The organism is Aquimarina latercula DSM 2041 (genome assembly GCF_000430645.1).
GTDB lineage: Bacteria > Bacteroidota > Bacteroidia > Flavobacteriales > Flavobacteriaceae > Aquimarina > Aquimarina latercula.
The window spans coordinates 37,475-63,575 of the sequence record NZ_AUMK01000014.1; the positions used below are offsets into that span (position 1 = coordinate 37,475).

27 protein-coding genes are annotated in these 26,101 nt (G+C 31.3%); 12 read left to right on the forward strand and 15 right to left on the reverse strand.

Annotated features, from left to right (window positions below):
• The 7 genes from H526_RS0113875 to H526_RS0113905 form a co-directional block, all read right to left on the reverse strand.
• Entirely contained in the window at positions 1 to 543 is a 543-nt protein-coding gene (locus H526_RS0113875) for an RNA polymerase sigma factor (RefSeq protein ID WP_027393559.1), read from the reverse strand.
• A 175-nt stretch (positions 544 to 718) separates the two neighbouring features.
• A complete protein-coding gene (locus H526_RS0113880) occupies positions 719 to 2,944 on the reverse strand; it encodes an NADP-dependent isocitrate dehydrogenase (protein WP_027393560.1) in 2,226 nt (741 codons plus the stop codon).
• 963 nt (positions 2,945 to 3,907) lie between these two features.
• Positions 3,908 to 4,258 carry a 50S ribosomal protein L19 gene (gene rplS, locus H526_RS0113885; RefSeq protein ID WP_027393561.1) on the reverse strand — a complete coding sequence of 117 codons (351 nt, stop codon included), beginning with the start codon at positions 4,256 to 4,258 and terminating at the stop codon, positions 3,908 to 3,910.
• Positions 4,259 to 4,481: 223 nt separating this feature from the next.
• Positions 4,482 to 5,159 carry a tRNA (guanosine(37)-N1)-methyltransferase TrmD gene (gene trmD, locus H526_RS0113890; protein ID WP_027393562.1) on the reverse strand — a complete coding sequence of 226 codons (678 nt, stop codon included), beginning with the start codon at positions 5,157 to 5,159 and terminating at the stop codon, positions 4,482 to 4,484.
• A 59-nt stretch (positions 5,160 to 5,218) separates the two neighbouring features.
• On the reverse strand, positions 5,219 to 5,836 hold the full coding sequence (locus H526_RS0113895; protein ID WP_027393563.1) for a hypothetical protein: 618 nt from the start codon (positions 5,834 to 5,836) through the stop codon (positions 5,219 to 5,221).
• Between the two features lie 332 nt (positions 5,837 to 6,168).
• Positions 6,169 to 7,617, reverse strand: a complete 1,449-nt coding sequence (locus H526_RS0113900; protein WP_027393564.1) for a glyceraldehyde-3-phosphate dehydrogenase — start codon at positions 7,615 to 7,617, stop codon at positions 6,169 to 6,171.
• A 136-nt stretch (positions 7,618 to 7,753) separates the two neighbouring features.
• A complete protein-coding gene (locus H526_RS0113905; RefSeq protein WP_027393565.1) occupies positions 7,754 to 9,172 on the reverse strand; it encodes a trypsin-like peptidase domain-containing protein in 1,419 nt (472 codons plus the stop codon).
• Between the two features lie 165 nt (positions 9,173 to 9,337).
• On the opposite strand from H526_RS0113905, the gene dapF reads away from it, so the two are divergent.
• The 4 genes from dapF to H526_RS0113925 all read left to right on the forward strand — a co-directional run bounded on the left by dapF (position 9,338) and on the right by H526_RS0113925 (position 12,697).
• A complete protein-coding gene (gene dapF / locus H526_RS0113910; protein ID WP_027393566.1) occupies positions 9,338 to 10,123 on the forward strand; it encodes a diaminopimelate epimerase in 786 nt (261 codons plus the stop codon).
• Complete coding sequence (locus H526_RS0113915) at positions 10,117 to 10,644, forward strand: GNAT family N-acetyltransferase (protein ID WP_027393567.1); 528 nt, start codon at positions 10,117 to 10,119, stop codon at positions 10,642 to 10,644. The genes dapF and H526_RS0113915 overlap by 7 nt, the downstream gene beginning before the upstream one ends.
• Entirely contained in the window at positions 10,634 to 11,677 is a 1,044-nt protein-coding gene (gene mltG, locus H526_RS0113920) for an endolytic transglycosylase MltG (RefSeq protein WP_027393568.1), read from the forward strand. Before H526_RS0113915 ends, mltG begins: the two co-directional genes overlap by 11 nt.
• 354 nt (positions 11,678 to 12,031) lie before the next feature.
• Entirely contained in the window at positions 12,032 to 12,697 is a 666-nt protein-coding gene (locus H526_RS0113925; RefSeq protein ID WP_027393569.1) for a hypothetical protein, read from the forward strand.
• A gap of 6 nt (positions 12,698 to 12,703) precedes the next feature.
• On the opposite strand, the gene H526_RS0113930 is transcribed toward H526_RS0113925, so the two are convergent.
• From H526_RS0113930 to dnaA, 3 genes are all read right to left on the reverse strand, one after another.
• Complete coding sequence (locus H526_RS0113930) at positions 12,704 to 13,435, reverse strand: SAM-dependent methyltransferase (protein ID WP_027393570.1); 732 nt, start codon at positions 13,433 to 13,435, stop codon at positions 12,704 to 12,706.
• 207 nt (positions 13,436 to 13,642) lie between these two features.
• Positions 13,643 to 14,095: a low molecular weight protein-tyrosine-phosphatase gene (locus H526_RS0113935; protein WP_027393571.1), complete on the reverse strand. Its 453-nt coding sequence runs from the start codon at positions 14,093 to 14,095 to the stop codon at positions 13,643 to 13,645.
• 13 nt (positions 14,096 to 14,108) lie between these two features.
• Positions 14,109 to 15,536 carry a chromosomal replication initiator protein DnaA gene (dnaA, locus tag H526_RS0113940; protein ID WP_027393572.1) on the reverse strand — a complete coding sequence of 476 codons (1,428 nt, stop codon included), beginning with the start codon at positions 15,534 to 15,536 and terminating at the stop codon, positions 14,109 to 14,111.
• Between the two features lie 191 nt (positions 15,537 to 15,727).
• On the opposite strand from dnaA, the gene H526_RS0113945 reads away from it, so the two are divergent.
• A complete protein-coding gene (locus tag H526_RS0113945; RefSeq protein WP_027393573.1) occupies positions 15,728 to 16,150 on the forward strand; it encodes an acyl-CoA thioesterase in 423 nt (140 codons plus the stop codon).
• Here the strand turns inward: H526_RS0113945 and H526_RS0113950 are convergent.
• The 5 genes from H526_RS0113950 to H526_RS0113970 are packed head-to-tail and all read right to left on the reverse strand — an operon-like array spanning position 16,131 to position 19,629.
• Positions 16,131 to 16,745, reverse strand: coding sequence for an IMPACT family protein (locus H526_RS0113950; RefSeq protein ID WP_027393574.1), 615 nt, complete (start codon positions 16,743 to 16,745; stop codon positions 16,131 to 16,133). The genes H526_RS0113945 and H526_RS0113950 overlap by 20 nt on opposite strands.
• Before the next feature lie 11 nt (positions 16,746 to 16,756).
• Entirely contained in the window at positions 16,757 to 17,626 is an 870-nt protein-coding gene (locus H526_RS0113955) for a GRP family sugar transporter (RefSeq protein ID WP_027393575.1), read from the reverse strand.
• Positions 17,623 to 18,231, reverse strand: coding sequence for an HAD family hydrolase (locus tag H526_RS0113960; RefSeq protein ID WP_027393576.1), 609 nt, complete (start codon positions 18,229 to 18,231; stop codon positions 17,623 to 17,625). The genes H526_RS0113955 and H526_RS0113960 overlap by 4 nt, the downstream gene beginning before the upstream one ends.
• Complete coding sequence (gene ribD / locus H526_RS0113965) at positions 18,224 to 19,273, reverse strand: bifunctional diaminohydroxyphosphoribosylaminopyrimidine deaminase/5-amino-6-(5-phosphoribosylamino)uracil reductase RibD (RefSeq protein WP_035085614.1); 1,050 nt, start codon at positions 19,271 to 19,273, stop codon at positions 18,224 to 18,226. The genes H526_RS0113960 and ribD overlap by 8 nt, the downstream gene beginning before the upstream one ends.
• A gap of 5 nt (positions 19,274 to 19,278) precedes the next feature.
• On the reverse strand, positions 19,279 to 19,629 hold the full coding sequence (locus H526_RS0113970) for a hypothetical protein (RefSeq protein WP_051336160.1): 351 nt from the start codon (positions 19,627 to 19,629) through the stop codon (positions 19,279 to 19,281).
• Between the two features lie 205 nt (positions 19,630 to 19,834).
• On the opposite strand from H526_RS0113970, the gene H526_RS0113975 reads away from it, so the two are divergent.
• The 7 genes from H526_RS0113975 (at position 19,835) to H526_RS0114005 (ending at position 26,022) form a co-directional block, all read left to right on the forward strand.
• The gene (locus H526_RS0113975; RefSeq protein ID WP_027393579.1) at positions 19,835 to 20,320 is read left to right on the forward strand and encodes a GNAT family N-acetyltransferase; all 486 of its coding nucleotides are present in this window, start codon (positions 19,835 to 19,837) and stop codon (positions 20,318 to 20,320) included.
• Positions 20,321 to 20,322: 2 nt separating this feature from the next.
• Entirely contained in the window at positions 20,323 to 21,201 is an 879-nt protein-coding gene (prmC, locus tag H526_RS0113980; protein ID WP_027393580.1) for a peptide chain release factor N(5)-glutamine methyltransferase, read from the forward strand.
• Entirely contained in the window at positions 21,198 to 21,788 is a 591-nt protein-coding gene (locus tag H526_RS0113985) for an LOG family protein (protein ID WP_027393581.1), read from the forward strand. The genes prmC and H526_RS0113985 overlap by 4 nt, the downstream gene beginning before the upstream one ends.
• Positions 21,789 to 21,818: 30 nt before the next feature.
• Positions 21,819 to 23,813 (forward strand): NAD-dependent DNA ligase LigA, encoded by a 1,995-nt coding sequence (gene ligA, locus H526_RS0113990; protein ID WP_027393582.1) that lies wholly within the window; start codon positions 21,819 to 21,821, stop codon positions 23,811 to 23,813.
• The gene (locus H526_RS0113995) at positions 23,813 to 24,496 is read left to right on the forward strand and encodes a lysoplasmalogenase family protein (RefSeq protein WP_027393583.1); all 684 of its coding nucleotides are present in this window, start codon (positions 23,813 to 23,815) and stop codon (positions 24,494 to 24,496) included. Before ligA ends, H526_RS0113995 begins: the two co-directional genes overlap by 1 nt.
• Positions 24,497 to 25,013: 517 nt before the next feature.
• Positions 25,014 to 25,307, forward strand: a complete 294-nt coding sequence (locus H526_RS31810; protein WP_155839698.1) for a hypothetical protein — start codon at positions 25,014 to 25,016, stop codon at positions 25,305 to 25,307.
• A gap of 19 nt (positions 25,308 to 25,326) precedes the next feature.
• Positions 25,327 to 26,022, forward strand: a complete 696-nt coding sequence (locus H526_RS0114005) for a hypothetical protein (RefSeq protein WP_027393585.1) — start codon at positions 25,327 to 25,329, stop codon at positions 26,020 to 26,022.
• The last annotated feature ends 79 nt before the right edge of the window (positions 26,023 to 26,101 follow it).

Consider the following 26,101-nt stretch of genomic DNA (forward strand, 5'->3'; position numbering starts at 1 on the left):
TTATGCTTGTGTATTTATGATTTGAATTAATTTTTTCTTCGCTCTATGATATTGTGATTTAGAAGTAGAGCTAGAAATCTCTAATATCTCTGAAATCTCAATATGGTCATATCCCTCTATTAAGTACAGATTAATAATCTGTTTGTACCCATCTGGCAATTTTGTAATACCCTTTTTTATTTTTTCTATATCCCTAGTGTTAATAGATTCTTTAACTTCTTCTGTAATATGATATTCATGCTTATCTATTGGAGTAATTGGTATCTTTTTTAATTTTAAATGATTAATACTTTTATTAATTACTATTCTTTTTAACCAAGAACCAAAGGTGCTTTCGTATCTAAAAGATGTCAAGTTTTTAAAAGCATCAACAAAACTATCTTGTATAATATCTTCTGCATCTTCTCTTATACTTACTATTCTCATACTTACATTGTACATGGCATCTACATATAACTCATATAGCTTATACTGCGAATTTCGATCACCAGATTTGCTTTTTTCTATCAAATCTTTATGTGTATAAAGAATATTAGTTTTCAATTAATTAGAGTTGATTGTAAGTTTCTTTAAAGTTACTTTTCTTTTCTAGTTATTACTATTGACAAGACAAAAAGTAAAGGGTTGCATCTTTTTTATTTTTTTATTTTAAAAAATTAAAAAAGCCTGTAAAACATTTGTTTTACAGGCTTTTTAGATTATAAGATTGATTTATATATTATCCTATGATTTTGTTTAATGTATTACTAGGTCTCATTGCATTAGAAACCTTAGTAACATCTGGCCAATAATAACCACCCATATCAACAGCGCTTCCTTGAGCATCATTTAATTCTTGAATAATTATTGATTCATTCTCTCCTAATTCCTTGGCGATAGAAGCAAATTCATCTTTTAGATCATTATCTTTTGTTTGTTCAGCAAGTGCTTGCGCCCAATATAAAGCAAGATAAAAGTGACTACCACGATTGTCAAGTTCGTTTACTTTTCTTGATGGAGATTTTTTATTCTCTAAAAACTCTTCTGTTGCTTTATCTAATGCCTCAGCAATTATGAGCGATTTTGGATTGTTATTAACTTCTCCTAAGTGTTCTAAAGAAACCGCTAATGCTAAAAACTCACCTAGAGAATCCCAACGTAAGTGTCCTTCTTTATTGAATTGTTGGACGTGTTTAGGAGCAGATCCACCCGCACCAGTCTCAAATAAACCTCCACCATTCATCAACGGAACGATAGAAAGCATTTTTGCACTAGTTCCAAGTTCTAAAATAGGGAAGAGGTCCGTATTATAGTCACGTAATACATTTCCGGTAACAGAAATAGTATCTTTACCATCTTTTATTCTTTCTAAAGAGAACTTTGTAGCTTCTACTGGAGACATAATTCTAATGTCTAATCCTTCTGTATTGTGTTCTGGTAAGTAAGTATTTACCTTTTCGATCAGACTAGCATCGTGAGCTCTTGTTTTATCCAACCAAAATATTGCAGGAGTGTTTGTTGCTCTTGCTCTACTTACTGCTAATTTTACCCAGTCTTTTACAGGAGCATCTTTGGTCTGACACATTCTCCAGATATCTCCTTGTTCTACAGGGTGTTCTATTAAAACAGTACCTGCACCATCTACAACACGAACGGTACCCGTTCCTTTTATTTCGAATGTTTTATCATGAGATCCGTATTCTTCGGCTTTTTTAGCCATTAAACCAACGTTAGGGACAGTTCCCATAGTTGTAGGATCGAAAGCTCCATGTTTTTTACAGAAATCTATAGTTTCTTGATATATTCCCGCGTAACTACTATCAGGTATAACAGCTTTAGTATCTTGAGTATTACCTTTTGCGTCCCACATTTGTCCAGAGTTACGGATCATTGCAGGCATGGAGGCATCGATAATAACATCACTTGGTACATGGAGATTGGTAATACCTTGATCAGAGTTAACCATCGCTAGTTGAGGACCATTTTCATAACAAGCTTTGATATCTGCCTCTATTTCTGCTCTCTTGCTAGCATCTGATATTTTCTTTAGTTTATTAACAAGGTCGCCAAAACCATTATTGACTTCAACACCTATTTCTTCTAGAATTTCACTATGCTTTTCGAATACATCTTTAAAGAATACTTCAACCGCATGACCAAAAATAATGGGATCTGACACCTTCATCATAGTCGCTTTCATATGTAATGAAAATAAGACATTTTTTTGCTTGGCATCAGCAATCTGTTCTTCTAGAAAAGAAATCAGTGCTTTTTTACTCATTACTGTAGCATCAATAATTTCTCCTGCAAGTAATGTTGTCTGTTCTTTTAATACTGTCGTATTACCATTATCATCAACGAATTCAATTTTAACATCTCCAGCATTAGAAATTGTAACTGATTTTTCATTAGACCTAAAATCACCACTGGCCATAGTGGCTACGTGTGTTTTAGAATCACTATTCCATTCACCCATCGAATGCGGGTTTTTTCTAGCATATTGTTTTACTGGTTTAGGGGCTCTACGATCAGAATTTCCTTCTCTTAATACTGGGTTTACAGCACTTCCTTTAATTTTATCATATTTAGCTTTTGTCTCCTTTTCAGTATTACTTTCTGGTTCTTCAGGATAACTAGGGATATCAAAACCTTGTAATTGTAACTCTGCTATAGCTGCCTTTAATTGAGGAACTGAAGCACTAATATTGGGTAACTTGATGATATTAGCTTCTGATTTTAAAGCTAATTCGCCAAGTTCAGCTAATGCATTTGCTTGTTTTTGTTTATCCGAAAGGTTCTCAGGAAAAATAGCTAGAATTCTTGCTGCAAGAGATATATCTTTAGTCTCAACTTCGATATTTGCGGCTTTGGTGAACTTTTTTACGATAGGTAAAAAAGAATAGGTAGCTAACGCAGGTGCTTCATCAGTTTTTGTGTAAACAATTTTTGAGGATTCAATTCCCATATTTTTTGATTTTGAATAAGATATTTATCAGAACTTTTGGTAAAATACCTTATGTATTATACTATCTATTAAGGAAACAATTAGTCGTTTAATTTTTCTTGGACAAATAATATTAACCTTTCTAAAAATATTCGAGGAACACTACGTGTATAAAAATATTATTCGCTGTAAGATTTTCCGAGCGCGAAGATACAAATATAGGGTAGCAAATGCAACCGGTACATTGTTAGTTTTGAGTTAAAGAGATTGAATTAGAAATCTTTGAAAAAGAATGGGGGTAAAAAATGGTTGTCGTAAAAAAAGTAGTTTAATTTGAGAATAATTTTAAATATAAAAAGCCATATCATAATACGAATATCTTGATATGGCTTTCGTTCAGAAATAATAATTTAGTTAGCTGTTTTACCCGCTATTAAATAATAACTTGCGTTAATTTATACCAAAACTGTTACCTCTGTTTTTGAGTAGCTTTAATTTACGAAAGAAAATACAATCATACTAGAAAATGCTACTCAGGTGACTATTGCGAACGCTGTTGTATCTAAATTACTTATGTAATTTTTTAGTTTCTCATCCGAATAGTCTAATGCCACTTAAAATTAAAAAGGTGTCAAAACTTAATTTTTTCTTATGAATTTCATTCTGAAATGATTTTAAAGAGAACCCTTAAAGTGATTTCAACGATGTACTCAAAAAAATAACTTTCGTTTTATATTTATCCTAATCTTAAGATGGTTTATGTAAAATGTTCAAAGAACGAGTTTAGAAAAATATATTAAGAATCCTTGTGTCATCTCTTTATACTATATTATTTCTATATACTAAAGTTAAGAAAAAAGATTCAAGTGATTGACATCTTGTATCTTTTTAGTTGTCAACTGGTTATGAACCTAGTTTATTAACTTTTGTTCATAAAAAAAGGTTGCCATATGACAACCTTTAATATTATATAAGATGAAAGAATTAGCTTCTTTTTTCTTTAATACGAGCTTTCTTACCTGTAAGTTCTCTAAAGTAAAAGATACGTGCTCTACGAACTTTACCTCTTTTATTAATTTCGATTTTCTGAAGAGCTGGTAAATTAATCGGAAAAATACGTTCAACACCTACTGTACCAGACATTTTTCTGATAGTAAAAGTTTCACTAGAACCAGAACCTCTTCTTTGGATTACAACACCTCTAAAAAACTGAGTACGTGTTTTGTTTCCTTCTTTAATTTCGTAATATACTGTAATAGTATCACCTGCTGCAAATTCAGGTAACTCTTTTCTTGTTACAAACTCGTCTTGTACGAATTTTACTAAATCTTCCATTTTTGAAGTAGTTTACTTATGTTTTATTAAAGCAACATTCACGATTCTCGCCAGAGGTTGTTTCAATCAGGCTGCAAAAATAACTATTATTTAATGATTTGCAAGTATTTTTGGTAATATTGTTTGTAAAGATGACATTTGATTATTTGTCTAAATCTCAGTGATATATCTTTTGTCTTTAGTTGAAATGCTTTATAGATTTATCAGCATTAAAAATCAGAAACTAATCGTCTAATAAGTCTGGTCTTCGTTCTTTTGTTCTCTGGTATGCTTGTTCTTCTCTCCAAGCTTCAATTTTTGGAAAATTTCCGGATGTCAGTACTTCAGGGACTTTCCATCCTTTGTAATCTGCAGGTCTTGTATATATTGGAGGAGCTAATAAGTCATCTTGAAAAGAATCTGTTAACGCAGAGGTTTCATTACCTAATACTCCGGGGATTAATCTAATGATTGCATCACATAGTATTAAAGCACCTAATTCTCCGCCAGATAGTACGTAATCTCCAACTGATATTTCTTTAGTGATAAAATGATCTCTAACTCGTTGGTCAACACCTTTATAGTGGCCACAAAGAATTATTATATTCCCTTTTAGAGATAGTTGATTTGCAATTCCTTGGTTTAACGTGTCTCCATCCGGAGTCATATAAATGATTTCATCGTAAGTTCTTTCGGCTTTTAGTTTAGAAATACATTTATCTATTGGCTCTACCATCATTACCATGCCGGCACCACCACCAAATTGGTAATCATCAACCTGTTTGTAATTATCAGTGGTATAGTCTCTAAGATTATGGAGCTGTACTTCTACTAAACCTTTTTCTATTGATCGCTTCATAATTGAAGCTTCAAAAGGGCTTTTAAGAATATCGGGTACAACGGTTATTATGTCTATGCGCATCTTTTCTTATTAAGAATGCAAAGATGCAAAACAAATATGGTAAAATCCAGATATTTGGATTACTTAGCTCCGGTTTTACGTTGTTTGTTGATTTCATCCTGAAGTTTACGCATCACTTTTTGTTCTCTTTCTAAAGCTCTGCGTCTATGATCTTCAAACTCAGCTTCTGTTTCAGCTAAAGCTTTTTTAGCTTGTACAGTAACAGAATTACTATTTTTAAACTTAAAAACAAAGAAAGCAAGAAGCGCTACAAGTGCACCAACAATAGTCCACATCATAGTTTTATAACTACCTTTTGTGAACGGTATTCCTAAAAATGTCATACTATCTTTTTCTTCTGTAACCGTAGTAAGGTTTTCATTGGTTTTGGCTAGAGAAGCTTCAAGATTAGAAATGGAGGTTAGCTGTTCTGTTATTTTTTGATTAGAACTGTTTAATTTATCTTCTAATGTTTTAAGTGAATCTATTGTATTTCCTTTTAGTTTGTCTAGCCAAACACGCTTAACAACCTTATATTCTTGATATCTTCCAGATTTTTTAATGACTACATCAAATTGAGTTTTAATGTTTTCATTTTGTAATGCTTGTTCTGCAGTAAGATTATCTTCTTGTGCCTGAATGGTTTCAAAGATGGGGAATAGAGCTATGAAAACTAATAGGTACTTTGGTAATTTCATGTGTGAGTTTTAGTTGTTTTTAATGGTTGATTAAAACCTTGAGTATATTACATAAACTTTATTTTACTTGCTTAACGAAGTTATCAATATACTTTTCAAGATTCTATTCTTTTTTACGTTAGTCTTTAATTAATTGTAACGGTAATAAATATACGATATTGTAGGTAATTTAAAAGATTTAAAAAGGAGTATAGTTACTCATATTTCTTAGCGTTTTGAAATTTACGAAAAGTTTTGTTTTTCAAACCGTGTGTTTGTTAGATTTATAAAACAAAAAAGTCATTATCTTGAGGATAACGACTTTTTAAGAATTATTATAATAGTTGGAACTACTAGTAATATGTAAAACGTCTTACTTTTGCTATATATTTAGATAGTCTGATTACCTGATGACTATATCCATATTCGTTATCATACCAAACATAAAGCACAGCATTATTACCTTTAGCATCTACAATTGTTGCATTGCTATCATATATTGATGGAGCAGATGATCCAACGATATCACTAGATACTAATTCATTATCCAATGAATACTTGATTTGTTCAACCAAGTTTCCTTCTAAAGCGTATTTTTTAATAATAGCATTCATACTTTCTTTAGAGGTGTTTTTCTCTAAATTAAGATTAAGAATTGCCAATGATCCGTTAGGTACTGGAACTCGAATAGCATTAGAAGTTAGTTTACCTTCAAAACTTGGTAATGCTTTAGAAACTGCTTTGCCAGCTCCAGTTTCAGTAATTACCATGTTTAATGCAGCTGCACGTCCTCTTCTATATTTTTTATGCATATTATCTACCAAATTTTGATCATTGGTATATGCGTGTATTGTTTCTAAATGTCCATTGATTACTCCAAAACTTTCATCTACCGCCTGTAAAATTGGCGTAATTGCATTTGTAGTACAAGAAGCAGCTGAGAAAATATTTACCTTATCTGGATTGTGCTCTTGGTGATTTACTCCATGAACAATATTAGGAATTCCTTTTCCTGGTGCGGTAAGTAATACTTTATCTATTCCTTTTGCTATTAAGTGTCTGCTTAAAGCTTCTTTATCTCTAAATGCTCCAGTATTGTCAATTAATAGGGCATTGTCTATTCCATAAGAAGTGTAGTCTATATCTTCTGGATTGTTAGCACTAATAATTTTTACTGTAGTACCATTTATTATTAAAGAACTGTTTGCAATATCTGTTTCTACTAATCCAGCAAATTCTCCGTGTACTGAATCATTTCTTAATAAAGAAGCTCTTTTTTCTAAAACATCTTCTGTAATCGATCCTCTAGTTACGATAGCTCTTAATCTTAATTGACTTCCTTTTCCAGTAATAGTCATAAGTTCTCTAGCAACTAAACGCCCGATTCTTCCAAATCCATAAAGAACTACATCTTTTGGAGATATGTTTTTAAATTTCTTAGCATCTTTTAGTTTGTTCATTACGAAGCTAGTCGCAGAATCATATTCATTACCCGCAAGGTGATACTCATAAGTAAGTTTACCGATATCTAATTTTGCAGGAGGCAAATCCATTAACTTAATTGCTTGTGCAATTTCTACAGAATCAAAAATCGAAATTGGTTTTTGAACAAACTCACCAGCGTATTCATGCAGATTAAGGATTTCGCTTACATTTTTATCAATTAATTGATTACGAAATAGTACTAACTCAATAGAATTATCGTACCAAAGGTCACTCACAGTTTTAATAAATGCTACCGTAGCACGGCGTCTGTCTGCCTGAAAGGCAAGTTCTTTCTCATAAACTTCGTTAGAACTCATAATGTGTTGTGTTTTTAGAATCTTGAAATTTCGCGCAAAAGTATGAATTTCAAACGTTTTCGTAAAGTTTTTTAAATAAAAAAATCCCATTACTTTTTGTTAGTAATGGGATTGTTGATTTTACTTCACGTTCCTTCTAATTTTGGAAAACAAACTCTCTCTTTTCTCCATTACGATCAATTAAGCTGATAGTAATGTCTTCTTCTGGATATTTGCTTTCTATAATTTGTTTTACTTGTAAAACATCTTTTACCTTTTTGCTGTCTATCTCACTTATAATTAAGCCTTCTAGATTATATCGTTGCATTTTTGGACTTAGTGCTTTGCTGATGATTACTCCATGGTCCAAATCAAATTTCTTTAAATAGTCTGGATTTGGATTCGCTACTTCTACACCGACATCTTCAATGCTATATCTTTGGATAACATATTTGGACAAAGTTACAGGTACATTAAGTTCTTCATTTTCTCTAATTATTTTCACATTAATAATGTCATTAGGACTTTTGCTATTTACATAACCTGTTAGGTCGGCAAACTTCTTAATTCTTAATCCATCTATTTCCTTAATAACATCACCTTCTTTTAATCCAGCCTTCTTAGCGCCACTATCTTCACCTACATTTGTAATGATAACACCTTGAGTTTCATTAATGTTATATTTTTCCATTACCTGTTTAGTAAGATTATCTCCGTTTATACCTAATATTCCTCTTTGTACATCTCCAAATTCTAATATATCTTCCACAATTTTTCGAGCATTATTAGAGGGTACAGCAAAAGCATATCCTACATAACTTCCGGTTTGTGATGTAATTGCTGTGTTTATACCTATTAGTTCTCCTCGTATATTTACTAAAGCCCCACCGCTATTTCCTGGATTGATGGCTGCATCTGTTTGTATAAATGATTGGAAATTGCCATCATATTCATTTAAATCTCTTGATTTGGCACTAATTATACCAGCAGTAACCGTAGATGTAAGGTTAAAAGGGTTACCAACTGCCAACACCCATTCTCCAATTTTTGCTGTATTTGAATTTCCGAAAGGGATATAGGATAATTTTTCATCGGAGTCGATTTTAATTAATGCAATATCTGATTGTGGAGCAGTGCCTATTACCTCTGCCTTATATGATTTATTATTGTTTAATGTAACTTCTAAATCAGTGGCACCATCTATTACATGATTGTTTGTAACTATGTATCCATCTTCTGTAATAATAACACCAGATCCAGCACCTTGAATCTTTCTTTCGGTAGTTCCTCCATTTCTAAAGTATTCCATCAGATTCCTTGGTGTCTTGGAAATTCCATATTGTTTAACGTGAACAACGGCATTTACTGTTTTTTCTGCAGCAACAGTAAAATCAACATTGGTGCCCGCAGTATTTATGTTAGTTGCAGTATACGCGGTTGGGATTAAATTTGTTTTTTGTGTGGTCTCATTTTTAGTAATAACAACCGCTTCAGGTTCGAGAAACATTTTATATGCTCCCAATGTCATTACTCCTGCTAAAATAGCTACAACCAATAAGCTAAAAAATCTTTTCATCTTCTTTTCTTTTTTCGTTTAATTTGACTAGTACTATAATATAGACTCTTAATAACTATTAAAATTACAACTATAGTATATTTTTTTTAGATATTTAACGGACCATTAACAACGATTATATGTTTACTTTCTTTGTACCTTTGCTCTTTATAATTGAATAAAATAATGAACCTTACTTTTTATAAATATCAAGGTACCGGTAATGATTTTGTAATCATTGATAATAGAGAATCAATTTTGTCCAAAAATAATACCAAATTATTCGCAAGACTTTGTGACAGAAAATTTGGAATAGGAGCAGACGGTTTAATGTTGCTAGAACTTCCTCAAAATGAAGAAGATGATTTTACTATGGTGTATTTTAATGCAGACGGTAATGAGAGTACCATGTGTGGTAATGGAGGAAGGTGTTTGGTAGCTTTTGCAGCTTTTTTAGATGTAGTTGACGACAGGGCTACTTTTACCGCAATTGACGGAAAGCATAAGGCAGAAATAAAGAATGGGGTAGTTTATTTGCAAATGCAGGATGTTTCCAAAATCGAACAATATGATTCACATTTGTTTTTAGATACCGGTTCTCCACACCATGTAACTATGGTAAATGATTTGGTTTCTTATGATGTTCCCAATATTGGTCGTGAAATTAGAAATGGATCTCCGTATTTTGAGGAAGGAAGTAATGTCAATTTTGTGCAAAAAGAATCTGATGATTTATTTTCTGTACGTACTTATGAAAGAGGGGTAGAAGATGAGACTTTATCATGTGGGACAGGTGTAACTGCAGTTGCATTATCTATGCATAGAACAAAAATGACGGATAAAGAAGAAGTTAGTGTAAAAACTCCTGGAGGTGAATTAAGGGTAACTTTTAAGGAAACTATTAATGGTTATGAAGATATATTTCTTATTGGTCCAGCAGAACAAGTTTTTAAAGGAGAGATCACATGTTGACATTAAAAGGTGAGCATATTTATCTGAGGGCATTAGAACCTGAAGATTTAGATTTTGTTTATTTAATTGAAAACGATGAGCAAATATGGGAGATGAGTACAACTCAAACTCCTTACTCTAGATTTTTGATTAAACAATATTTAGAGAATGCACATCAGGATATTTATGATGCCAAACAATTACGACTCGTTATTTGTTCATATGATGGAGCTACATTAGGACTTATTGATTTGTTCGATTTTAACCCAACTCACAATAGGGCAGGAGTAGGTATTCTAATAGCAGAAAAAGAGCACCGCGGAAAAGGATATGGTAAAGAAGCTCTACGCATTATTAAGAATTACGGTAAAACACACTTACGGTTACATCAATTATACGCTAACATTGCAGAAGATAATGTTGCAAGTATAAGGTTGTTTGAGAAAGAAGGGTTTATAAATATAGGAGTAAAGAAAGAATGGAACCTTGTATCTGGTATGTACAAGGATGAATTATTATATCAACATATATATGTACATTAAAAGAATATTATTAATAATAGCCTTAATTGGTTTAATAGGTGGTGGGTTGTTTGCGTATTATGTGTATCAGGCAGTTTTTTCTCCTAATACAAATTTTGATTCTGAAACTACAACAGTATTTATACCTTCGGGAACAATATATCCAGAATTAAGAAAAATTATACATCCTTTATTAAAAGACCCTTCCAGTTTTGATAAAATAGCTGCTAAAAAAGGGTATACTAATAAAGTGAAAGCAGGAAGGTATATCCTTAAAAAAGGATTAAACAATAATGAACTTGTAGGTTTATTGCGAAGTAAAAACACACCAATTCAACTAAGTTTTAATAATCAAGAAAGATTGGAAAACCTAGCGGCTAGAGTTGCTCAACAGATAGAGGCTGATAGTTTGTCTTTATTAAAAGCTTTTAAAGATGCGGATTTTATAGCTGAACAAGGTTTTACAATTGATAATGCACTAGCAATGTATGTTCCGAATAAATATGAGTTTTTTTGGAATACATCTGCTGAGCAGTTTAGAAGCCGAATGTTGAAAGAGTATAAACGGTTTTGGAATGATAATAGGACAAGTAAGGCGAAAAGTATTGGTTTAACATTTAATGAAATAACTACTATTGCTTCTGTTGTCCAAAAAGAGACAGCTAAGGTAGATGAACGACCAAGGGTGGCAGGAGTTTATATGAATAGATATAAAAATGGATGGAAACTCGATGCAGATCCAACAGTTATATACGCATTGAAAAAACATAGAGATGACTGGGATATGGTTATTAAAAGAGTACTTTATAAAGATTTAGAGTTAGACAGTCCTTATAATACTTATAAGTACAGCACCTTACCTCCAGGACCTATTACTATGCCAGATATTTCTTCTATTGATGCAGTGCTTAATTATGAAAATCATGAGTACTACTTCTTTGTGGCTAATGTAGAAAACTTTGGATATCATAAGTTTGCTAAAACAATGGCTCAACACAATAGAAATAAAAAACAATACATCAATTGGATTAATAAACAAGGAGTAAATAGATAGAATTTCTAAGGTTCTTTTTGTAGGAAAAAATCATTCCGGATTGTAGATAAAAACGTTTTCTAGTGTTAACTTATCAACATTTTCTTTTCGAATCTTGTTAATTACCTAACAAACTTGTTGTGTGATTTTAATCGATCAAAACTCTTACTTTGACGTTTAAGTGCAATATTTAAGAGTTTTTTTGACTTTTTAGCACTTTTTTTAACTCTTTTTTATGTGTAAACACCTGTTTTTCAGTATTATAATAAGTTTAACATGTTATAGTGCTTGGTTTGAAAAAAAGCTGTATATTTGCACCGCAAAAATTTAAGTAGAGGGGAACATCTTTTTGATGTCTACTTAGAAATTTTTTATATGATAAAAAGGATAATTGGACTTTTTTTAATTCTTACAATCGGGGGAATCGTTTTAGTAAGTTTTAAACCAAAAAATAGCACAGATCTAAGCTCGTATAGTACCGCTGGATTAGATCTTTATTATATCGCTCCTAATTTTAATGAAATAGAGGATGATCTTGATTACAATGAAATTAACGATGATCTAATAAGTAATTTCGTTTATCCAGAGTTAGGTAAGTCGTATGTAGGTTTTAAAGAAGCTGTAGCTTTTAAAGAGTCTAGAGGAGACTACGGTGTTGTAAATCAATTTGGATACATGGGAAAGTATCAATTTGGTATAGGAACTCTTCAGTTGATCGGTATAAAAAATAAAAATATTTTTCTTTCTACTCCAGAATTACAGGAAAGAGCATTTTATGCAAACCTTTCTAGGAATAAATGGATTTTACGCAGAGATCTTAAATGGTTTGCTGGTAAAAGAATGAATGGTATTATGATTACGGAGTCTGGTGTACTTGCTGCAGCACACCTTGCAGGACCAGGTGCAGTGAAAAAATATCTTCGCAGCGGTGGAGTAGATGGTTTTGCTGATGCTTTTGGTACAACAATCCGATATTACATGAAGCGTTTTTCTGGGTTTGATACATCGTTCGTTGTTCCTAATAGAAAGGCAAAAGCTTAATTTTTACTAGAAATCTCTTTGGATAATAAATATTGTAGGTTTTTTGTGTAATTCAATTTGCTCATTCTTCCATCCTTCTACAGTTTTAGTTTTTATATACTCTGTAGTTAACGTGATATCACTTGCGATACATAATCTAGTATTTTGATTAAGAATGGCTAATAAGTCGGCTAACATTTTATCATTTCTGTAAGGAGTTTCTATAAAAATTTGAGCTTGATTTTTTTCAAGAGAATTTTTTTCAAGAAACTTAATAGTAGATTTTCTTTCGTTTTTATCAATTGGCAGATAACCGTTAAAGCTGAAATTTTGTCCATTCATACCACTACTCATCATAGCCAGAAATATAGATGATGGTCCAACTAGAGGTGTTACTTGAATTCCTTTTTCGTGTGCTAACCTTACTACTTCTGCTCCTGGGTCAGCAATACCGGGACATCCAGCATCTGATAATAATCCAATAGATTCTCCATTGAGGCAGGGAGCTAAGTAATTTGGTATTTCAGAAGCATCAGTGTATTTGTTTACTGAATGAATAATTAAGGATCGTTGTGATTTGCTAGGGCTTACTTTTTTTATAAAGCGTCTTGCGGGTTTTTCGTTTTCAACGATGTAATGATTTACTTGTTCTAGTACTTTTTTTATAGAGATAGGTAGTACTTCTAATGGTACGTCGTCTCCTAATCTAGTTGGGATTAAATATAATTTTCCTTTAGGATCTAGGGGTTTTGATTCCATAATGTTTATTTAGTAGCTAATTTTTGATTAATTGAATTTTGTGTGCTATTCTTAGGGTTTGTGATCCAGATGATGAATTTGGATATGCTTTGGAAATAATGTGGGTATTGGTGAAAAGTTAATTTTGTTTTCAAAGAATAGTATATTTAAATTAGGTTAACTGTTTCTAAATATACAAAAACTTTGTTTTCTAGGCTAGGTCTCTTTTTATAGCTTTGTAACAATATGGTCACATGCTTTATCTAGCATTTGATAAACATTTTCAAAACCCTGATCTCCTCCATAATACGGATCTGGAACATCTAGATTTTGATACGGTTGTAATTCGTTTAAAATTAACTTTACTTTTTTACGATCTTCTTCATTACGAGAAAGTTTTATTATGTTTTGGTAGTTAGAATTATCCATTGGATAGATGAAATCGTAATGATCAAAGTCACTGACTTTAAACTGAGCAGCTCTTTGATTTGTAATATCTATCCCATGTTTTCTGGCAGTTTCAATAGATCTTCTGTCTGGTTGTTCTCTAATATGGTAATTGCTTGTGCCGCTTGAATCTACTTGAAATTTTTCAGAATCTAGTTTAGATGCTAGAATGCCTTCTGCTAAGGGAGACCTGCATATGTTTCCTAGACATACCATTAAGATCTTAACTTTCATGTAAATCAGGATTTTAGAGGGTAAGCTTCTTACCTAGATCTTCTACGTATTTTCTAAATTGCTTATCTGTAGAGGATAAGTTGTCAACAGTTTTGCAAGCATGAAGTACAGTAGCGTGATCTCTTTTTCCTATTTGTGTTCCAATACTTGCTAATGAAGCCTTTGTTAGCTTCTTAGCAAAGAACATGGCTAACTGTCTTGCTTGTACTATATGACGTTTACGTGTTTTGGATTGTAATGTTTCTACATCCATTTGAAAATAGTCACTAACTACTTTTTGTATGTAGTCTATGGATACTTCTCGTTTTGTGTTTTTAACATAATTGTCTACAATAGCTTTTGCAAGATCTATTGTGATATCCTTTTTGTTGAAAGAGGAGTGAGCAATTAATGATATAATAGCGCCTTCTAATTCGCGGATATTGGTTTTTATGTTGTTTGCTAAAAACTCCACAATATCTTCAGGCATCTCTACACCGTCACGATAAAGTTTGTTTTTTATAATTGAGATTCTTGTTTCAAAATCTGGTTGATGCAGCTCTGCAGATAATCCCCATTTAAAACGTGAAAGTAATCGTTGTTCAATATCCTGCATGTCTACAGGAGCTTTGTCACTAGTAAGAATTACTTGTTTACCGTTTTGATGTAGGTGATTAAATATATGAAAGAATACATCTTGTGTTCCAGCTTTTCCCGATAATAGTTGAATGTCATCTACTATTAATACATCGATGATTTGATAAAAATGAATAAAATCATTTCTATTATTCTTTTTTACAGACTCGATGTACTGCTGAGTGAATTTTTCAGCAGAAATATATAAGACTGTTTTTTCGGGATAATTATCTTTAATGTTAACTCCAATGGCATGAGCTAGGTGGGTTTTACCTAATCCTACTCCTCCAAAAATTAATAAAGGGTTAAAAGAAGTACCTCCAGGTTTGTTAGCAACAGCCATTCCTGCTGATCTTGCTAGTCTGTTAGAGTCTCCTTCTAAGAAATTTTCAAAATTATAACTTGGATTTAACTGAGATTCAATTTTTACATTTCTAATTCCAGGAATTACAAATGGGTTTTTTAATTCAGGATTTTTGCTTTTGATTGGCACATCAACTTCCTGAGAGCTCACTGCTTTTCTATTAGCACTAGGAATCTTTTCAGTAAATGGTTTTTTGTTACCATACGTATTTTCCATTTTAATAATGTATACCAACTTTGCAGTTTCTCCTAGTTCTCTGGTTAAAGATACTTTAAGAAGGTTTACGTAGTGTTCTTCTAGCCACTCATAAAAAAACTTACTGGGTACTTGAATACTCAAAGCGCTATCCGTAAGCTTTACAGCTTTAATAGGTTCAAACCAGGTTTTAAAAGCTTGCGGGGTAATGTTATCCTCTATAAAAGACAGACAATTATCCCAAACTGATTGCGCAGTTATATTCATTAGAGTGGTTAGATTACTTTTATTAGGTTATTAACGGAAAATTGTTGAAAAAGTTCCTTCTTTTTTTGCAAGACAAATATGTGAACAAAAAATGTAAAAAAAAAACGATTTTGGGGTTGAATTTTAATTATTTTTTTCGCATACTTAGATAATTGCAATTTTATATTAATCATACTTTTTTAATAAAATAAATGTCAATCAGTTCAGAAACATCATTTAAAGTTAGGTATTCCGAAACCGATCAAATGGGAGTAGTCCATCACGGTAACTACGCACAATATTTAGAGTTAGCCCGTATTGATTGGCTATCAAGACTGGGTGTTTCCTATAAATCAATGGAAGAAAGCGGTATTATGCTTCCTGTTTTTACATTAGATTTTAAATTTAAGAAATCTGCATTCTTTGACGACGAATTAACTGTTAAAACTTTTTTAAAGAAAATTCCTACAGTTCGTATCATTTTTGACTACAAAATTTACAATCAAGATGAAGAATTGTTAACAATTGCTTCTTCAACATTGGTATTTGTAGATGCCGAAACCAGAAAACCAATTTTATGCCCACCTTACTTACTAAACATAATAGAAAAAGAGTTTAATCGTCTACTCGTTTAATTTCTACTCCGTACAACGTAGAGAAAAGATCATTTATTTCATTAGCTATTGTTTTTCTTACAGAAATAAACATTTTACAGTCTAATTCTAATTTTTGATTGGTAATTTTAAGTTGACGCTCCTTTATAATTCGCATAACTTTGTTCATGTTTTTATATTCGAAAGTGATACAGAATTTAATATCGATTGTTTTTTCTAAAATATTAGAAGATTGAAGAGATAATTGTGCTGCTGTTCTATAAGCGTTAATTAACCCTCCAACACCAAGCTTAACACCACCAAAATATCTAACAACTACTATTAAGATATTTGTGACTTGAAAGGATTGAATTTGTCCATAAATTGGTTGGCCTGCTGAGTTAGAAGGTTCTCCATCATCATTACTTCTGTATTTTATGTTTTCGGTGCCAAGTTGCCAAGCATAACACCAATGTCTAGCAGCATGATGTTGTTTTTTTAATGATTCTATGATTGATTTTACTTCTTCTTCCGAAATTATAGGAAATGAGTATCCAAAGAATTTACTGTTCTTGTCCTTAAATAAAACCTCTTCTCCTGGCTCAGTTATTGTCTTGTAAGTGTCTGTAGTGTTCAATTCTTTTGATATTAAATAGAAAAAGTAACTAATAAAATACTTATAACTGCTAGTATAATCCCTATCCAGTTTCTTTGAATTAATTTTTCTTTAAAAAAGAAAATTCCAGCAAATGTAGACACTAATAAAATGGCAACATTGTTAATTATAAAGATAGTAGAACTATCCATATTAGGATTACGTAATGCTTGAATCAAAAAATATATTGAAAAATAGTTTGGGATACCTAGGCAAATTCCTGCGATAATATTTTTAATAGATACTTTTAATTTAGAAGTAATTGCTTTATAAATTAATACAAATACTCCTATTATTGCTGCAAAACCAAAAATAGATGATGAAAAAATTGCTGTATCTATTTCAGAAACGTAATTCTTTTCCATAAACTTTAGACTTGTATCTATGATACCACTTCCTATAAAAACTAGAAAAGGGTAAATTAGATTTTCTTTTTTTATAGAAATCCCATCGTTAGTTTTTATCGAGGTCATATAAACAGCAACTAAAGCTAATGTGATTCCTACTATTTTTAATATTCCAGTACTTTCTTTATATATAAGTATCCCGAATACAACAGGAATAGCAACACTCATTTTAGTTGCTACAGCTGCTACTGATATACCACTCTTCTGAGTGGTAATTGCCATTAAGTTGAAGATTAATATAAAGATAAGCCCTAAGGCAATCGTTCCATAAAACCAATCAAATTTTATGATAGTTGTTATGGTGATCGGTTTAGGGTATGCGACTAATCCAGATAATGAAGCAACAATATAATTAATGATAATTGCCTGTAATGTGTCTACGTTGTATTTAGAGAATAATTTAAAAGTTATTAAAATCCAACTAGAGGCGAGTATACTTAGTAATAGATATATCAAAACAAATTAGATTTTATGGTAAATAGATTTGTAATATCTTCCTTTTTGGGGTCATTATTCCATATATTAATTCCTAGCTCCTGAGCTGCAGTTGTATTAGCAAAAGTGTCATCAATAAAAAGAGTTTCTGATGGAGTTAATTGATGGTTGTCTAATACGAATTGAAAAATATCTAAATTAGGTTTTCTTAAATTGATTTCATGTGAAAGATAGAATGTTTGAAAGCAAGATTTAAAATCATAATAAAATGGGATATTCTCCTTTATCCAATTTATGTGTAATTCGTTTGTATTGCTTAATAAAATTAACTGATATGTTTTGTTTTTAGATAATTTTTGAAGGAACTCTAAGCGGTGTTTTGGAAAATCTTTTAGAATAGCATTCCAAGCATTTATTATTTTTATTTCAGAAGCATCGGGAAGTAATTTTTGATAATGGTTAATAAATTCTTTAGTTGTAATTTCTCCAGTTTCATAGGATTCATTTAAGTGTTCTAGATCCTTTGTGAAGGGAAGTAATCCAAGTTTTGTAAGTTCCCTTGATGTAGCTGACTTATCTAGGTTTATAAAGACATCACCAAAATCAAAAATAATAGTTTTAATCATTATAATATATTCTTAAGGTGTCGTCAATTATTTTTTTCTCTGAGGTTCGTTTAGATTCAAGTGAAGGAGCTTTTAATCCTTTTAGAAAACTATTCATTCCTGTAAATACCCTTGCTTCATCCCATAAGTTTTCATTGATAAATGATTGGATGGTGTAACTGCCTCCTTCGATAATTACGGATTGAATCTCATGAGTATGAAGGATGTTACAAATTTGTTGAGGAACATTGTTCTTAGAATCAATCATCTCATATGTTAAAACTGTGTCCTCATTTTCTTGTTTGTAATCACTAGTTGTAATTACAATTGTTTTTACGGTTTTATCTAAAATAGAAGAACCTTTTGGGATTTTGTTATAAAGGTCAATTATTATTCTTACAGGGTTGGTGCCGGACCAATCTCTAATAGTAAGTCTTGGGTTATCTTCTATTACTGTTTTGTTTCCAACAAGGATAGCTTGTTCTTCTGCTCTCCATTTATGAACTAATTGTCTTGAGTAAGAATTTGTGATCCACACGGGAGCTCTTTTTGTTGTTTTTTCTGGAGCAATAAATCCATCTATAGTTTGTGCCCATTTGAGAATAATATAGGGGCGTTTTTTATTGTGGAATGTAAAAAAACGCTTGTGATGTTTTCTACATTCAACTTCTAAAACACCTAGAGTCACATTGCATCCAGCATTTTTAAGTTTTTCGATACCTCTTCCAGAAACTTTACTATGTGTGTCTATTGTTCCTATAACTACGTTTGGTATTTGATGCCTTATAATAAGATCGCTACAAGGAGGAGTTTTTCCAAAATGAGAACATGGTTCCAGAGTTACATATAGAGTGGCTTTTTTTAATAAAGCTGTGTCTTTTACCGATTGTATTGCATTTACTTCAGCGTGACTACCTCCATATGGACTAGTGTAGCCTTCTCCTATAATCATATTGTCAAGAACAATAACGCAACCAACCATCGGGTTTGGTCTGGCATTACCTAATGCATTTTTTCCAATTTGAATGCAACGTCTTATGTATTTTTCGTGTAGTGTATTCACTCTAACTATTTTAAACTTACTTCTTGTTCTTTATTGATCTTATACGGATAAGAAAAATTTCCGAAATGATATTTAATGTTTCCTTCATAACGAATAAGAAGAGAATCTGTCTGTACCATTTTAATTACACTATTAAGAAGGCTATTTTTGTTTTCTTCATAAATCTTAGAAAGTGAAAATGTTCCTTCTAATGGAATCGTAAATTCTTTTTTAGATGGGACATCAAATTCTTTAGAAGAAATAGAACCTACATCTATGTTATCAACAAAAACTCTGATGTCATCAATAGAAAGTTTACCATTTAAGTTATTAGGGTTATTAAAAACTGCATCTGCTTGTATTGTTATATTACGCATACTGACATTTTTAACATCAATATTTGTAATATATTTAAACTCGGGTTTTTTAGATATAGAACAGCTAGAAATTATGAGAAATATTGTTGATAATAATAAAAGCTTCTTCATTGATTACTGTATGGATTTAACGTATATTTCATCTATATAAAAAGATGAAAGTCATTAATTTTTAGATTAACAAAAGTAGTATTTAAATATTATAATGAGTACGATAAAAATTCGTTCAGTTGCACCAGAAGATAACCAAGCTTTAGCTCAAGTAATTAGAGATGTTTTGATTGAGATGGGAGTTCCTAAGGTCGGGACAGCTTATGAGGACGAAGCATTAGATGTAATGTATGAAACTTATGATGCTCCTCGAAAAAAATATTTTGTTGTAGAAGATGATGGTAAGATTATTGGCGGTGCGGGAATTGCCCAATTAGAAAAAGGAAGTTCAGAAATATGTGAGCTTCAAAAAATGTATTTTCTACCAGAAGCAAGAGGAAAAGGTTTAGGTTCGCAAATGATGAGTAAATGTCTCGATTTTGCAAAAGAACAAGGGTTTGTTAAATGTTATTTGGAGACTATGCCTTATATGAAAGAAGCTAGAAAGTTGTACGGAAGAGTAGGATTTAAAGCTTTAGATGCACCGATGGGGGATACAGGACATTATAGTTGTCAAGCTTGGATGATTAAAGATTTGTAGGTTTGAAAATTAAAGATCTTAGAAAAGATTTTATAGATTCTTTGGCAGGGCTTTATAATAGAGAAGAAGTAGAATCTTTTTTTTATATGCTTTCCGAAAAGTATTTAGATATGAGGCGTGTTGATATCGCTTTGGCTTTAGGTAATGAGGTTAATGATGATAAAATATCTTGTTTTGCTACTGCAAAAGAAAGATTGTTTAATCAGGATCCTATTCAGTATATCATTGGGGATACAGAATTTTATGGATTGTTATTTAAAGTTAATAAAAATGTATTGATTCCTAGGCCAGAAACTGAAGAGTTGGTAGATTGGATTATAAAGAATCAAGAAGGTGAAAAAAGAAATCGAAAACTAAAAATTATAGATATAGGTACCGGTAGTGGTTGTATTGCGATTTCTCTTGCTAAAAACATACCAAATTCAGAAGTATATGCCATAGATGTTTCAGAAAAAGCATTGGAGATTGCAAGGTTAAATGCTGCTGATAATGATGTGGAGGTAAATTTTATTAAAGCAAATGCTCTTGAATTGGATAGTTTAGATGGTGATTATGATGTTATAGTCTCTAATCCTCCATATGTTAGAGAACTTGAAAAAAAAGAAATACAGCCTAATGTGCTGGATAATGAGCCTCATTTAGCACTTTTTGTTTCAGATGAAAACCCATTAATTTTCTATAAAAAAATTACCGAATTAGCCAAGAGTTCATTGGCTTTGGGTGGTTTGTTGTATTTTGAAATTAATCAATATCTTGGAAAAGAAACTAAAGTAATGATCCAAGAACAGGGATATCAAGCTGTTAATCTTCGTAAAGATTTATACGGAAATGATCGAATGATACAAGCAGGTTTAATTAAAAAAAATATTAAAAATCTATGAATGATTTAACTTCTATTTGTGTTTTTTGTGGAAGTAGTGAAGGGAATGATGTTGACGTTGTGGAGCAAGCTTTGCAATTAGGGCAACAGCTAGCTCAAGAAAATATAGTATTGGTATATGGTGCTGCAAAGATTGGTATTATGGGTAAAGTAGCCGAAGGTGCACTTGCTCATAATGGTAAAGTAATTGGTGTTATTCCTGATTTTCTTAAGCTAAAGGAAGTAGTCCATTTAGGATTAACAGAATTGATAACTACTGATAATATGCATGAACGTAAAATGAAAATGCATAAGCTTAGTGATGGTTTTATCACATTACCTGGAGGTTTTGGAACATTAGAAGAATTATTTGAGATTATTACTTGGTCTCAATTGGGTTTACATCAAAAACCGATTGGTCTTTTGAATACCAATGGTTTTTATGATCACCTGTTGTTAATGTTAGAAAATATGGTTCATAATGGTTTCTTAAAAAAGAGTAATTATGATTTATTGATAGTAGAAGATGATATTGATCGTCTTTTGCAAAAAATGAAAGCGTTTAAACCTATTCAGGTACCGAAATGGTTAAAACCTGAAGGGACATAAAAAATAAAGTAAAATACGGATAGCAGCGTAATGAGTATAGAGCAGCAAATCAATAAAATAAGAGAAGAGTTAAGGCAACATAATTATAATTATTATGTGCTTGATGCAGCAACGATAAGTGATTATGAATTTGATATGAAGCTGAAAGAGCTTCAGGAGATGGAAGAAAAACATCCTGAGTTTTATGATCCAAATTCACCAACATTAAGGGTTGGTGGAGAAGTTACTAAGAATTTTAATACAGTTGTTCATGAACAACGGATGTATTCGTTAGATAATTCTTATTCTAAGGAAGATTTGTTGGATTGGGAAACTAGAATTAAGAAGTTGGTGGATGGAGATGTAAGTTATACGTGTGAGCTAAAGTATGATGGTGCTTCGATTAGTTTGACTTATGAAAATGGAGAATTAATTCGGGCAGTGACTAGAGGTGATGGGATCCAAGGAGATGATGTTACCACAAATGTAAAAACGATTAAATCGGTTCCTTTAAAACTTAAAGGTGATTATCCGGTTAAATTTGATATACGGGGAGAAATCGTATTACCTTATGAGGGTTTTGCAAAGATGAATCAAGAACGTGTCGCTGCGGGAGAAGAGCCTTATGCGAACCCAAGAAATACAGCTTCAGGAAGTTTAAAATTACAAGATAGTAGTGAGACCGCTAAACGTCCTTTAGATTGTTTATTGTATAATCTTGCTGGGGATCGATTAGGTATTTCTTCACAATATGAAAGTCTTGAAAAAGCTAGGCAATGGGGGTTTAAGGTGCCTCAAGAATCTCGTTTAGTTAATTCTATAGATGAGGTTTTAGAGTTTGTTAATCTTTGGGATCAGAAAAGAAGAGAATTACCTTATGAGACTGATGGCGTTGTAATTAAAGTAAATAATCTACAACAACAAGAAGAGTTAGGGTTTACGTCTAAAGCTCCGAGATGGGCTATGGCGTATAAGTTTAAAGCAGAACAGGCGGTTACTAAACTTAATGAGATTACATATCAAGTAGGTAGAACAGGAGCAATTACACCTGTGGCTAACTTAGAACCTGTTCAATTAGCAGGAACAACTGTAAAAAGAGCTTCATTGCATAATGCAGATCAAATTCAGAAATTAGATATCAGAGAAAATGATACTGTTTTTGTAGAAAAGGGAGGTGAGATTATACCAAAGATTGTAAGTGTTGATTTTACTAAAAGAGACCATAATTCTATTCCTACTCAGTATATATCATCTTGTCCAGAATGTGGTACGGATTTGATAAGGAAAGAAGGAGAAGCACAGCATTATTGTCCTAATATTTATGGTTGTCCTCCACAGATTGTTGGAAGAATACAGCATTATATTTCTCGTAAGGCTCTTGATATAGAAGGTTTAGGAGGTGAGACAGTTGCTCTTTTGGTAAAAGAAGGTCTGATTACTAATTATGCGGATTTATATGAATTAACAAAAGAACAAGTCATTCCTTTGGAGAGAATGGCTGAGAAAAGTGCGGATAATTTAATAGAAGGAATTTTAAAATCTAAAGAAATTCCATTTGAGAGAGTCTTGTTTGGTTTGGGGATTAGATATGTTGGAGAAACGGTAGCAAAAAAGTTGGCTAAACATTATAAAACTATAGATGCAATTATTGCTGCTACTGAGGAAGAATTAGTTAATGTAGATGAAATTGGTATTAAAATTGCCCAAAGTGTGCGAGAATTTTTTAATTCAGAATCTAATAAAACGCTTGTAGAGAAGCTTTTAAGTCACGGAGTCCAATTGCAAATTTCTGCAGATAAATTGGCTAATCAAACAGAGACTTTAAAAGGTCAAACTTTTGTAGTATCTGGAGTTTTTGAAAAAGTATCTCGGAATGAACTCAAAAAATTAATAGAAGATAATGGAGGAAAAGTTTCTAGCTCAATTTCTTCAAAGACAACATATGTCGTTGCTGGAGCGAATATGGGGCCAAGTAAACTAGAAAAAGCAAACAAACTGGGAATTGTGATTATAAGTGAAGATGATTTTCTCAACTTAATTGAATAATGAAAATAAGAACCCTCATAAAAATATTACTGTTAATTACTGGTAGTTTATGTGTTTTGAGTACGATACTACAAAATCAAACTATAGAGTTGTATTCAAAACCAATGACAGTGCCTTTGTTTTTTATGTTGTATTGGTTTCATGTAAAAAAGGTTGATGCCCTGTTTGTACTAGTGTTATTTCTTTGTTTTATGGGAGATATATTTTTACTAACAGGAATAGAGAATGGGTTTAGGTATGTTCTATTGAGTTATACCTTAAGTTATTTTATTCTTTTTTATTTCTTGTTTAAAAATCATAAGCAAATAGATTATAATAAAACAGACTTGGTCTATCTAGGCGTTTTTTTAGTAGTCTGGACGGTTATTGTCTATCAAATTTATGCTGTCACTAATCAGTCGATGGGGGGTATAAGGTCTTTTGGAATTGTGTATATTATCATTCTATATTTTTTATTAATCGGAGCAGTATTTCAATATGTAAATATTAGATCTCCTAAATCTCTTTGGTTTACCATTGCTATTTTAAATTTCATTATCAGTGATGCTTGCTTCGCATTAGACAAGTTTTATGTTCCTTCTTTAGAGCTTAAAATAATTAATTCTATCTATCAGTTACTAGCGGTTTTCTTTTTGGTGAAGTTTAAGATTTCTAGTTCAGATTCGTTAAAGATTAAAACATAGTAGTTTGTTTGTTTTTAATTATTTAATTGAAATTTAGTATATTAACAAAAGGAAAAATTGTTTAATATAGTGTATGATGGGGATTTCTCCCTTTTTTTTATACCGCCTAAATCGAATGAATGAGGGAAAACTACTAAAATTTATAATTTCTTTTTTGGTTGTGCTACAGGTTTTAGGATTCTTATTTCAGAATTCTTTGTTGTGTAGCGCCAGTACATCTTTATTGTTTGTATCAATAGCATTTAAATATATACTAGAAAGTAAGAAAATAAAACCGGTGCATATTCTTGTGCTATTTTTATTTTTCATTTCGGAGTTAATGCACTTAATAACTGAAATAGGAACAATAAAACACAGGATGCTTGTCCGTATAATTGGATACATTATGTTGTTTTATTTTCTTTACTATAATCATAAATCTTTTAAGTATAATCGCAGAGATGTTTTTACGCTAGTTCTAGGAAGTCTATTATATACAGTAATTTTTTTTATTACATATTCGGTAGTTAGAGAGCCAATGGGGGATTTAAGTTTAATCGGTTTTCTACATTTATTATTGTTGTATGTTTTGCTTATCGTAGGGGCAATGCATTATATAAATATAAGATCAGAAAAGTCTTTATGGTTCTTTTTGGCAATTTTAAACTTTTCATTTAGTGATTTTATTTTATTGATTGATGAGTTTTATCTTCAATCTAGCGAGCTAAAAGTTATTCGCTTAATATGTCAGCCTTTAGCTCTTGTTTTTTTAGTGAATTATATGATTACAAAATATGAATATTTGAAATCTGAAGAGTTTGAAGGCTTTTAGAAAGCATAAAGAAGTATAGTTGGATAAAATAAAATTAGCATATAGATTATTGTATATTTCAGGAGTTATGTTATTACTGACTTCTATTTTTCATGAGCCTTGGTTAGTCTATACCAAAACTCTTGTCGTTATTTCATTGTCTTTTTTTTATTTAGTTGCTGCAAAAAAAATAAGATATCTAGTTTTAATAGCGCTAATGATAGTTTTAATATCAGAGGTATTGTCTGTTATAGATTTCAAAAAATATTTTAGAGTAATTAATGTTCTGATGTCATTTTATTATTGTTTTAATATGATGTTATTATGGAAGAGTTTAAAGAAAGTGAAAATACAACTGAAAAGAATTTTTACCATTCAATTAGGGATTACCATGAGTTTAATTACTTATGTAGTTTACTCAGTAGCAGATATGATTTCTCTAAATGTTGGAGATGATCAATTTTATCTCAATATCCTTATAATTTTGTTTATATTATTTATTGGTTTTTGTTATTATATCTACTTAAATAGTAAAACTGTAGTGAGTTCATCTTTAATGATAGCGGCATCTTGCTTTCTTATTGTAAATATTTTGACGATATTAAATAAAATGTATGTATACCTCGATGTGTTTGTAGTTATTACAAATGTTTTACAATTATTTGGGCACTATTTTTTGGTTAAGTTTTTTGTGGAGCAAGAGGACTTGAAACCAGATGATGTAGAATTTTTTTAATTTAATTGTTGATATTTAGTATTTTGAAATGATATTAATATTCACTAAAAATAACATTTGCAAATATTGAGACCCATTA